This is a genomic window from Methylovulum psychrotolerans, from assembly GCF_002209385.1.
Lineage (GTDB): Bacteria > Pseudomonadota > Gammaproteobacteria > Methylococcales > Methylomonadaceae > Methylovulum > Methylovulum psychrotolerans.
Window position 1 is genome coordinate 1766797 of sequence record NZ_CP022129.1, and the last position, 11819, is coordinate 1778615.

Here is an 11819-nt window from a genome sequence, read left to right on the forward strand (position 1 = left end):
CTTAAAAATGAGTGGCTTAGCTTAACAGGCTAGTCAGGTTGGCTAAGAAACTGATGCTGGGGGCAAAAAAGTATTCGCCGCCTTGCAGAGTGATACACAGCGGCATCGACACCGCTTCCCTAGTGGGTGCGCCCCATTGGCTAGGCCATTGTTGGGTGCCTTGGGGTTGCCCGATCACAGGGTCGGGGCCGACAGCGACTTTGACAAAATTCGCCGAATTCGACCAACTGGCTTGAATAAAATTGAATTGGTTTTCGATATTTGCCTGAAAGCATAAGAACAGCAAACCGGAACCGGTTTCGGGAGCGGCAGTCAGGTCGGCATTACCGTAACTGACGGCCCGCCGGGCGATACGGTGCTTTTTTTCCATCGCTAACGCTTGCGCGACATCATCCGATGACACAACCCTGCCGGTATCGCCACGCGGGTTGGTTTTACGCAAATGGGAATGGAACGGGCATTTGTTCGCTGCCGTATCGGCATCGTAATTAAAGTTATTGGTCGTCGGGTTATCGGGTATCGGCGTGTCGGATAAAACCACAGGACTGCCGTCTTGGAAGCGACCCATCATCATCGCCCCCGCCAAACCGTTATCCACTCCCAAGGTTTGCGCTAAGGCTTGTTGCGAGGTATGGAACTTTTTGACATTTTGTTCCAGTTTCCGGTATACCAGATAACTGCCAAAACTGTCTTCGGTTAGGCCATTAGGGTCTTTGGTGACGATAATATCTAACGAAGCCCTAGGATCCCATTGATCGAATCCACCATCTTTTTCTTTAGCGGCATCAATATCGCTTTTCATGAACAGGGGTTGGCTGATGCCATCGACAAAGCCAAAATGCTCTATCACTTGGCCAGCGGCGTTTCTTAAGATGAAGCCGTCATCCCGCTGGACAATATCGGCTATTTGCTCTAAGGTGTCGGCAATACCGCTGACCACATTCTGTAAGTGTTGGCTATCATCATCTGCCAACAGTAACAACGCGTGAATGTCGCCTTGAAAACCGTTTTCCCATTGGGAAGCGGACGGATCGCCTAACGTTTGGGCGATATCCGGATTTTTTATCCCTAGACGGAACGGCTTGTCGGTAGGGATTTTAAACGGCGGGATACCCAGATATTCATAACCTTGGCAGGACAGCAAGCAGTTTGCCCACACCCCGCCAGATAGCCGTTCGGCTTTATAACGCGCAGTCTCCTGCCATTGTTGGGCGGCGGATTTGACATATTGTTTGGTAAAGCCCTCCAGCCATGCCGCCACTTCAGCGGGTGTGGCCTTAAAGCGCAGTAACAGGTGGACGCTATAATCGCGGCCATGGCCTTTGAGGATATTGCCTTGCAGATCGTCAAGAAAAATCTTGAAAATATCAGGATTACCCGGGTCAATCCCCGTCTCTAACGTAGTTGATAAAATGTCGTCTGTTAACATCACGTCTCCGGCAAATGCCATTACACTGTTTGAAAAAATCCGCTACAAAAACATAGCTAGCCAAATTGATGGCTTTGCTTTATTACATATAAAGGGTGCGAAGCGTTTGCTGGTACGCGTCTTCGTACCCTTCGCGGCTAACCGCTTTCATAATAGCGGGCCACTTGGGGCCGTGGCTTTATCCCAGCGGCAAGTCCTTTCCTAAGGCTTGTTATTCCATAATTGTCTGGAAATGAGCCATTCGCCGTTGTCAGGGCTGCATTCGACAATCCACAAGGCCGTATATTTGGCGACCCGTATCGCTCTTGTGCTGTGGTCAGTGATTTGGGCAACCGAGTTGCCTAAAACATAAGCCGTAGCGCCAAATAATCGGATTTCCTCGGCAGTAAATACGGGATCGATATCGGCATTGGCGATTTGTCTGGCAAAACCTTCGGCTATTTCGGCTTGGCCACGGCAATCTGCCGCATTGGGCGGAGACCAAAAGGCATCGGCGGTGTACATAGCAATATAAGCCTCAATATCCCTACCCCTAACCCTATCGGCATACGTTTGCTCAAACAGGGTCTGTATCGCTTCATAATCTGACATGCTCATAAGTAAACCCTATTGGTTGGCGGCGGGAGGCTGATGCCCTCTTAATACAGATGCGGGCACATTAGCGTGGATGGCCGCCAGTGCCTCGGCGGCAATAGTGTAAGCACTGGGATAAGGTGGTTTAGCGGGATCTTCTCCAGGTATCCAAAATTTCCGTCTGGATAAGCGTAGTGAATCTAAAAACGCCGGAATGGCATTAAAAATCTCCACCGCAATAGGGCCTTGATGGGCGTTTAACAGTGGTTCGACCAAGGTTTGCCAAGGTATCCAACTGTCTTGGACATTACCCCGATCCGGTGGGGAAATTTGCGCATAATGCAGACGGCCTTCCTGTACCAGCCAGTCGAGCTGTTCTTTAAACAGTAAGGGGCCGGCACCGTCGAGGGTTTCGTGGGCCGTGTCGAGGCATACCCCGACCTGCTGACAAGGTACCCCTTCTAAAAAGCCGATCAGTTGCGCCAAAGTGTTAGGGCCTGGCGTTTCCCAATGCGTGATCGGTTCTATCGCCAATTTGACGGCCTTGTCTTGTGCATACAGGCCTAATTCGTTCAGTACGGGCTGGGCGTTCAGATAACGTTGGGCCATATAATCTTGCAGCGCGTCGCTCCAGATGCCTTGATTGTCGGCGGTTACCGGAAAGCGCCCATAAGGGTAGACAATCGGCCCCATCATAATAGTTCCCCGTAACGCGGCGGTGATGTCCACCCGCGACTTTAAATACACCAAAGCGGCGTCGCGTTGCGCCTGATCTTCGGAACTGGGGTCAAACGTGGGCGTAGCCCCGACATTGGTAGCGACTTTCATATCCTGCAAGCCGCTGGCATCCATCGCTTGCCGCAATTGTGCATAGTCGGCAATTTGCTGGGCATAATCGGTGTCTTCAGTAACGGCCAGCGGGAATTCGAAACCCGAATAGCCCAGCTCTTTTAAAGCCTGCATGTGGGTGATGATGACGTTTCTATAGGCTTCGTCGCTGGGCTTCATATCTGTGGTAAACATGAAAAAGCTGATGTAAATGTCTCTGGCAGTCTTATCAGTGTGGTGATTCATTAGCTATCCTTTGTGTCCGATAGGGTTAAAAATACGGGTAACCATAAGGGTTATAGTTACCCCTACATGAACCTCAGTTATCTGAGGTTGGCTTTAAAACCCTATGGTTTCACGAAGATATTGGCGGGCCATTTGGGCATAGACTAAAGGATTGGCTTTTTTGGGGTCTTGCTCGGCTTCGACGACCAGCCAGCCTTGATAATTGGCGGCCGCTAAGGTTTCTAAGATTGGTTTAAAATTAATCGCTCCCGCACTGTCACCGGGTACGGTAAACACCCCGGCACGGATGGAGTCTAAGAAACTGCTGTTACTGGCAACCGAACTGTCCAACACGGATTTGCGGATGTTTTTCAGATGGACATGCTTAATCCGGCTAGCATATTTTGTCGCAATCGCTAAAGGGTCAACGCCGGCATAAAACAAATGCCCGGTATCTAACAATAAATGGACATATTTAGGGTCAGTACCCGCCATCAGACGGTCAATATCCGGCGCTTTTTCCACACCCGTGCCGACATGGGGGTGATAGCACAAACGCATCCCTTCTTTTTCCGCCAAGGCACCCAACATATTCAAGCCGTCCAGCAACGCTTTCCATTGTGCGTCGGTAAATTCCGGCTTATTTGGCAATACCGCCACCGGTTGCTGATGTACGGCATTGCCTAATTCCGCGACCACGATATCGGTACCACCCATGGTTTTGATAAAGGCCATTTGCTTTTTGAAGGTTTCTAGGGTCTGCTCATCCATGGCCTTAATGGTGTAATAAGTACCTACCCAAGGCTCGGAAATTTTCAAGCCGCGTAAGTTCAGCTCGTCAGTCAGCACTTTGGTGTCGGTCGGATATTTATGGCCGACACTGGAGCCTTGAAAGCCCGCCAAAGCCATTTCGCTGACGATTTGCTTAAAGCCAATATCATCATCAATGGTCGGATCGTCATCATTAACCCAACCCGTTGGGGTAATACCCAAAAAAACTTTGCTGGGGTCAAACAGGGTTTTGGTGGTGGGGGCGGTTATTTTGGCTTTAGCATAAGCGCTTTCGGCGACCGCAGCAGGACTCGCCAATACCATGCCTCCGACCATAGCGGCCAGCAAACAATGGGCAATGGCACGGCGAAGCGTAATGTTTGCAAAATAGTTACTATTGTTCATATCAATACCTTTTACTGAGATAAAATCATGTGATGTATCGTTAGGAAAACGGCGCAGCTTTGGGTCTTGCTGACATGAAATCCAGCAAGGCCTCCAGCCGCCGCTAGATTTGCTTAGGAAAATACCGGGGCGTTAACCCAACTGTCATATCCGGGGGCTTTGGCACCGGCGGGGGTTACCCCGACAGTAGGCCATAGCAAACCTTCAGTATAGGCGGCTGGACTGACGACAAAGCTGTCGCCCTGTTCTCCGGTTCCGTAAGCGCCCCACCAGTCTTTTGGTAATTGATACCAAGTGCCGACAAACCAGAGCTTAATGATATTGCGGGTGACCGGGCCGAATTTCGGATCGTTGAAAATGGTATTGCGCAACAGGTTATCCAGCGTTGCGGCATCACCGTTTGCGGTGGCAACAATGGCTTGATATTGCAACAGCAGCTCATCTAAAGTGGCCGGGCCGATAATCTTTTGCACGGTCTCAAAATAAGGTGCCGCCATGCCAGTACCTTGTAGCCTAAAGGTACTGAAACCTGTCAGTGTCACGGAAAAATCGATAAATAAATCAAACATGTAGGTAGCTCCCGTTAATTCTTTAGGTTATGCCGCTCTCGAACCAAAGGTAGGGCCGGCATTAGTGCTCTCACCTTGGATAGGATTAGGGTTTCTGACTAATTGGCTGGCCAGTTCTTTTAAGCGGAACATACCGCCCACCGCCGGGATCAGGTATTCTGGTTTACCGTTATAAGCGTCAGTGATGTGGCGTAAAAAGTCATAATAAGCCGCTTCAAAGTCGCTGGCCGCCTGATAGACTTCAGTGCCTTGCGGATAATCCGTCAAATGCGCATTGCTTTTCAGGTCATAGACGGCATCCCAATCGACCGTGAAAAAGTCGCCGCTCGGTTGGTTAACTGGGTCACCGTGGACGTAATAGCGCCCTTTTTGGATTTGTTGGAAACGGTAATAGTGGCCAATTTCGCCGCTGCTGCTATAAACAGAGTCTGCGTAACCCTCGCCCTGTTCGATAATCAAGTTAAGGGCCGCTTTGGCTGTTTCTAAGTTGTTGACGACGATGATGTCGCCGCCCCCTGAATAGTAATATTTGGGGCCGATTTGTAAGGCTTCATCGCCAGAAAACAACGCCTCGCCGAGTTGCGCATAAACGGTATCCAAACCGTCAATAATGGCTTCATAAAACTCGCCGATACTGTAAAAGTGCATATCCGCAGATTTGCCGCAAGCGATCAGAGCCTTATCAAGGATGCAATGGCAATGCCGGTCTTTATGTTTATGGACTATATGGCCGCGTAAGCCGTGCGGGAGATGCACAGGCCTTAAGGCTGGGCGCTCGATATTCAAAAAAGTTTCGATAGCTTGGAGGGAAAACTTTTCCGTACTGACCTGAAAATCCGTTTCCCCACTAGGTAAATAGGTCGGGTAGAGAGGGATAAAATCGGCTGCGGCCAAATCTGGTTTGCCGCCAATCGCATTTAAGACATTGGCCGCCAAGGTCAGATGCAACATCTCTTCAACCAGAGCGGCGCGGAGAATCAATGTGGCATCCAGGTTAGTACCCGGATGGATGGAATAAAGCGCGGTCAGGTATACGGGTATAGTGGAGTGTTCAAGCTGTAATGCCGTTTGCAGATAATGCTGCAACTCTTCTTTGCTGTTAATTTTGGCGCAGGCTGTGGTATGGTTCATGTATGTCCTCTTCAAATAAAAGTAGGGTTATCAATAGCGCGTGGATATATCCGGCCTAAGCCGTTTGTAAATCCCGCAAAATTTGCTCGACGCTCATATAGCACATAGCGGCTAAGGTGAGGGTGGTATTTGAGGTTGCGATGCTTGGCAAACTGCCGCTGCCTACCAGATAAAGGTTGTCGTGGTCCCAAGAACGTTGGTTGCGGTCTACCACAGAATCGGCGGAACTGCTGCCCATGATATGGGTGCCTGAAAAATGGTTACCGCCCCGTGCGATCATCTCTTGGCCGTTATAGATCAAGTAGCCGAAAGAACTGGGGTCGTAATAGGTGTGATCTTCAACGCCGATCTGCGCGAAAATTTCCTTGGACAATTTACGCCCATACGCCATCCCCGCTAAGCTATAATCGGACAGGCTATAAGTGATGACCGGACGGTAATTGCCGATTTGGTCGGTGTAGCTTGGATCAATAGTGATGCGGTTATTGGGATCAGGCAATTGCTCGACCATGAATGCCAGCAACAATTGGCGCGAGACGTTATTAACCAGTCCGTTGCGTAGGTCAGTCCCATATTGCTGCTGATTATCGACCAGATCCAGCAAGTCCGTTGTCGGTGAGCCGGTTGCCCAGCCCCAGCCTTCGTTATGGATGTCGATACGGAAGCCTGCATGTTGGCTGCGGAACTGCCCGCTACGGATCTCTTCGATACCCGATGTGCCTTGAGGGCCGCGCATTGTGCCGGAAATTTCCGGCATCAGGCCCCAGGCATGGATATACGGATGATCCATTAGATTTCTGCCAACCATATCGCTGCTGCTGTTTAAGCCGGAGGCCAGCATCAGCTTGGCGTTTTCTATAGGGTTGGCGGCCAAGACAAATACCCGCCCTTGTACCGTGCCTTCGGTATATTCGGGTAAAGCGGGGTCTTGGTAGGATTTATAATGGATACGCGTGACCCGTTGGCTATCAGGATCTATGTCTATTTTGTGGGCGACCGCTTGGGAAATGATCTCGGTATTGCCGGTTTGTAAGGCTTTATACAGGGTTTTTCTGGCATCATATTTGGCTTGTACCGGACAAATGGGCACACAGTTGCCGTTACCTTGGCAACGCTCGCCCATTTCTTCTTGGTTAGTGCCTAGTGCGCCAACGGGTACATAGCCCTTGCCGCCATCATAGTTTGGGTTGGGGACACCGTTACGCGCTTGGGGGATACTGCGCACCAACAAACTCCGCGCTTCGCCGCTTTCGAGTGTGATGGTCATGCCATCGACATGTTTAGCGACCATCTTGTCCAGATAGGAAACCGGAATCCTTTCCATAGGAAACACATAATTGGGGTCAAAGGTAATATCAAAATAGCGTTGGTCGTCAACATCGGCAGCTACGCCCAATTCCCGTTCCGCTATATTGTAATAAGGGTTAAGGGTTTCATAATCGTAAGGCCAGTCGCGGCCTTGTCCGAATAAGGTTTGCATTTTAAAGTCTTCCGGCAACATACGCAGGCAAGTGGCTTGCCAATGCAAGGTCGTACCGCCCAAGACGCGGGTATAAGTGCTTTCTAAAGGCAAGGTGCCCAATTGCACAAAATAGCCTTTGGTGTCAGGTACGCCGGGAGTGAGCTTGTCGACATCCAGGCTACTGGGGCTTTGCGCGTTGGCGTTAAAGGGGTAAGGGGCGTTGTTGTCTTTGTTGATATTGCCATAAAAGGTTTCGATATACTTGTTGTAACCGTTCATGGTGTAAATGTTTTCCGGACCGGCTTCCAAGATCAGCACCGACTTGCCTTGGCTGCTGAGTTCTTTGGCAATAATTGCGCCGCTAACTCCCGACCCTACGATAACGACATCATAGATTTTTTCCGCAAAGCGGGCATGATCGCTTTGGCAGCGGCATACATGTGAATACTTCGGCATTGCATGACTCCTTAAGGTTTATTAATGGACATCTAAAAGAAAAGGGTGGTACTCATGTTAGGCTGCCAAAACAGCTGGCCACCCTAAAAAAACAACAACGGATACTAACTTTTATATTGAGTTGACCCGTCAAGCTGAAAGCCCTTAAACTAAGAGCTTTGCCCGAAAAATTAATCTGTTCAACAGAAAATAAATTGGGGTATAAGCACTTTTTTCTGCATAAAAGCCAAGCGCCTATTACCCATGATAAAGTTATTAACGTTTAAGCATCACAAATAGATAAAAATTAACGCATAAAATAATAAGACACTAATAGTTAGTTGCCTCGATTTTTTAAATCCTGAGAATTTATAACAAAATAAAAAAATAAATGAAATTAATTATTACCTATAAAAAAGTGAATATTCCACAAAAATTGTTTAACAACAAAAAAGTGCTTGATTTGAAAAAGAAAAACATTTGTGTACTGAAATAAATTTTTGCCTGTTTTTATTATGTGGCGCCAATATTAGCTTATCTGCTTGGCAAGCAGTACCCCGTTGGGGCTACCCATTAAGTACCTCCTCATCGTGATAGCAGACAACGCTTTTATGGTTGCTTGGCGGTAACTAACTGAACAAAGCCCACCGGTATGGATACTATTTGTCGGCAAACTATTTTGCCTATACTAAAGGGTGCTATGATTTTTATAGATGCGGCGCATCGGTGTAAGTAGTGGTTCATAAGTCTTTTAACATTTTTATCTCCGACTTGCTCCTAAGCGAAGCCCCGTTCCCTGAGCGAAGCAGAAGGGAGCGGGGTAAAATTCACAAATGTTAAAAAATATATGAACACCTACTTATTGATTAACATGAAACCCGTACTATCCAGAGGTATCCCATTTGCGCCATACTACTATGCTAAACCCTTACACCTCTTTGATAATTTTGGCTTCATTGGCCTGTTTGCTAATGCCAAAACCTGTTTGGGCGGCGCGGATGGACGGTTTTCCCGCTATTATCTTATGGGCATGGGAGCGGGCAGAAGATTTGCGTTTTTTGCCTAGCGAACGTTTTGGGGTGGCTTTTTTGGCGCAAACCCTGCGCTTACAAGAAGACACACTGCTGGTGAACCCCCGCCGCCAAGCTTTGAAAGTGTCGCCCACCACCCGTTTGATAGCGGTAACACGCATCGAAACCCATAAAAAAAGCCACCAGCGGGCGGCTTTGTCAGCGGCACAACGTGAAGCGATCATCCAAAGGGTGTTGCAGACCGCCGCCCTTAAAAATATTTCGGCAGTACAAATAGATTTTGATGCCAAAGTCTCGGAACGGGAATTTTACCGCCAATTTCTCATTACCCTGCGTAGCCGCTTAGCGGCGGATATTGCCTTATCCATAACGGCGTTGGCTTCTTTCTGTCTCGGTGATGGTTGGATTAATGGCTTGCCCGTAGATGAAGCGGTGCCGATGATTTTCCGTATGGGAATTGACGCGAAGAAAGTGCAGCACTTTTTGGCTGAAGGCAACGATTTTTCTGTGCCGTTATGCCAACAAAGTTACGGCATCGCTACCGACGAAGCCGAACCGCCACAGCATTTCGTTAAGCTTCGGCAACGCCGTTTGTATGTATTTAAGGGACGGCATGATGGCTGGAAACTCTCTGACCTAGATTTTTTAATACACCGCTAACCCTTCATGCCCCCCGATCACCAAGAATCCGCCATGCACATCTTATCAAGACCCACTGTTAAACTAGCCTGGAGCATCGTCCTGCTCATGTCGGTTAGCTTACCGATACGAGCTGGCTCGTCATTGCCGCTGCCCATTTTTACTATAGCGGAACGCCCCGAAAATTTTGAGGAATTCAGCCAAGGTAAGCTGGGCATTATCCATGGCCAGTTATACCGTCCGGCGTTATTCGCGGCTTATCGGTCGTTAAGCAGTCAGCCCTTTTCGGCCACCGAACAACAAGCGTTGCTCCGCAGTTGGCAAAATATTTATGAGAGGACAGACGTAAAGCAAGACCAAAACACCACCGCGCTCAACAATTGGTTGGCGGCGCGGCAAGCCGTGTCAGCCGACGCGCCCAAGCCGGATATTAATGCGTTCAGACAAGGCAAAGACTATGCGTCTTATGCCAATTGCACCCCCGGCGCATTCGATAACGCCCGCAAAATATTAGCGGCTAGAATAAGCCGCTACACTGCCGCCAACGCCTTTGTTAAAGAGTGGCTGCAAGGCCAAGACCAAGTGTTTGCCAATTGCGCAAAAAACCAAGCCCTGCCCAACCCCGCACCCGCCGACGCACCTGCTTGGCTAAAGCAGGATCGGGCTTACCAAATAGCTGCCGCGCATTTTTACGCCGAGGATTATACCGCCGCCCAAGCAGACTTTAGCCACATCGCCCAAGACCCCCATTCCGAATGGCAACCGTTAGCGGCGTATCTATTGGCCAGGGTCGCGGTGCGCAAAGCCGCTGACCAAGCCGCCATCGATCAGATTAATGCCGTCTTGGCCAATAGCCAATTGGCGGCTTACCACAACGCCGCCAAGCAATTGGCAAACTACGTCAATTTCCGCTTGCAGCCCCGGCAACGGCACGCCGAACTGGCGAAACTACTGGTGCAGGCCAAAGACAACCCCCAGTTTTACCAAGACCTGACCGACTATCGGCGCTTACTGGACAAAGCTGAGCTACACGATGATGAAGACAATACTGAAGCGTTAAAACGCCAGAACGAATTTCGCCAAGACAGTGACTTAAGCGACTGGATTTTTACCGTACAGGCTAAAGATGACGACAAAACCGCCTTCAGCCATGCCTTAGTGCGTTGGCAAAGCGGCCGCACTCTGCCTTGGTTAGTGGCCAGCTTGCTCAAAGCCCCCGCTAAGGCCGCCGCTGCCGCCGCCCTGATCGCCGCCAGCGCCAGCGTCGGCCGCGAATCGCCCGCCTATCTGACCGTCAATTACCACGCCGTCCGCCTGCTGATGGCGCAAGGTAAAAATGCACAGGCACGGGCAAAACTCGATGCCTTACTCGCCAAGCCGTTGCCGGGTCACGCCAAACTAGCAGCCAACCAATTTTATGGCCAACGCTTGCTATTGGCGCAAACCCCCGACGAATTTGTCAAATACGCCCAACGGCAAACGCCGTTTTTGGCGTTAGAAGACAGTTATGAACTGGTTGACCCTAAAACTGACGGTGGCGCGATGTTCGATGCCGATGCCACCAGTATTTTCAATGTGCTAATGCCGCTATCGGTATTAAAAACCTTCGCCTTACACCCTGCCCTGCCCAAAGACCTGAAAAGCCGTCTGCTGATTTCGGTATGGACCCGCGCCGTGTTACTGGGTGATGATGCCAGCGCCGTAGCATTTGCCCCGCACCTAGGCAAATATCTGCCGACACTAAAACCGTTTCTCAAGCAATACCAACAGGCCAACACCCCGGAGCAACGCCATACCAGTGCGCTGTGGTTAATACTCAACAACCCTGCCATGCGCCCGCTGGTGAACAAAGCTGAGGGCCGTTGGGTGGAGATTAACGAAATTGACGATTTTCGTGATAACTGGTGGTGCGACAACCAGGCCGACCAATACCCTTCAGGTAGCGCCGATAACCTGCCTGTCGGGCCGCCCCCGGCTTTTCTGACCGCCGCCGAGCTTAAGCAAGCCGCCAAAGAAAACGCCCAAATCACCGCCTTGACCGGAGCAGCCAATTATTTGACCGCCCAGACCCTACAATGGGCCAAAGCCTCCGCTACCGACCCGCGTATACCCGAAGCCCTGTATCTGGCAGTACGGACAACCCGCTACGGCTGCACAGATTGCGCCACCAAAAACTATTCCAAAGCCGCATTTGAGCTATTGGCGCACCATTATCGGGGTTCGGTATGGCAACGCAAAACTCCTTACTGGTTTGGCCGATGCGATCAATAAACGGATGCTAACCCTAAAATTTAGAATGTGGCATCCAAAGAGGAACCGCT

The 11819-nt window shown here is 49.9% G+C and carries 9 protein-coding genes; 2 read left to right on the forward strand and 7 right to left on the reverse strand.

Features of this window, described 5'->3' with window-relative positions:
• Positions 1-16 precede the first annotated feature (16 nt).
• The 7 genes from CEK71_RS08005 to CEK71_RS08035 all read right to left on the reverse strand — a co-directional run bounded on the left by CEK71_RS08005 (position 17) and on the right by CEK71_RS08035 (position 7849).
• A complete protein-coding gene (locus CEK71_RS08005) occupies positions 17-1429 on the reverse strand; it encodes a Dyp-type peroxidase (RefSeq protein ID WP_198328500.1) in 1413 nt (470 codons plus the stop codon).
• Between the two features lie 201 nt (positions 1430-1630).
• A complete protein-coding gene (locus CEK71_RS08010) occupies positions 1631-2026 on the reverse strand; it encodes a YybH family protein (RefSeq protein WP_088618904.1) in 396 nt (131 codons plus the stop codon).
• A gap of 9 nt (positions 2027-2035) precedes the next feature.
• Complete coding sequence (locus tag CEK71_RS08015) at positions 2036-3076, reverse strand: sugar phosphate isomerase/epimerase family protein (protein ID WP_198328501.1); 1041 nt, start codon at positions 3074-3076, stop codon at positions 2036-2038.
• A gap of 93 nt (positions 3077-3169) precedes the next feature.
• Positions 3170-4231 carry a myo-inosose-2 dehydratase gene (iolE, locus tag CEK71_RS08020; protein ID WP_198328502.1) on the reverse strand — a complete coding sequence of 354 codons (1062 nt, stop codon included), beginning with the start codon at positions 4229-4231 and terminating at the stop codon, positions 3170-3172.
• A gap of 113 nt (positions 4232-4344) precedes the next feature.
• The gene (locus tag CEK71_RS08025; protein ID WP_088618905.1) at positions 4345-4800 is read right to left on the reverse strand and encodes a hypothetical protein; all 456 of its coding nucleotides are present in this window, start codon (positions 4798-4800) and stop codon (positions 4345-4347) included.
• Between the two features lie 27 nt (positions 4801-4827).
• Positions 4828-5931, reverse strand: a complete 1104-nt coding sequence (locus CEK71_RS08030; protein WP_088618906.1) for a ferritin-like domain-containing protein — start codon at positions 5929-5931, stop codon at positions 4828-4830.
• A 55-nt stretch (positions 5932-5986) separates the two neighbouring features.
• Complete coding sequence (locus CEK71_RS08035; protein WP_088618907.1) at positions 5987-7849, reverse strand: GMC family oxidoreductase; 1863 nt, start codon at positions 7847-7849, stop codon at positions 5987-5989.
• Positions 7850-8799: 950 nt separating this feature from the next.
• Between CEK71_RS08035 and CEK71_RS08040 the strand changes: the two genes are divergently transcribed.
• Both CEK71_RS08040 and CEK71_RS08045 read left to right on the forward strand, forming a co-directional pair.
• Entirely contained in the window at positions 8800-9519 is a 720-nt protein-coding gene (locus CEK71_RS08040; protein ID WP_157679065.1) for a DUF3142 domain-containing protein, read from the forward strand.
• A 6-nt stretch (positions 9520-9525) separates the two neighbouring features.
• Positions 9526-11769, forward strand: coding sequence for a hypothetical protein (locus tag CEK71_RS08045; protein ID WP_157679067.1), 2244 nt, complete (start codon positions 9526-9528; stop codon positions 11767-11769).
• Positions 11770-11819 lie beyond the last annotated feature (50 nt).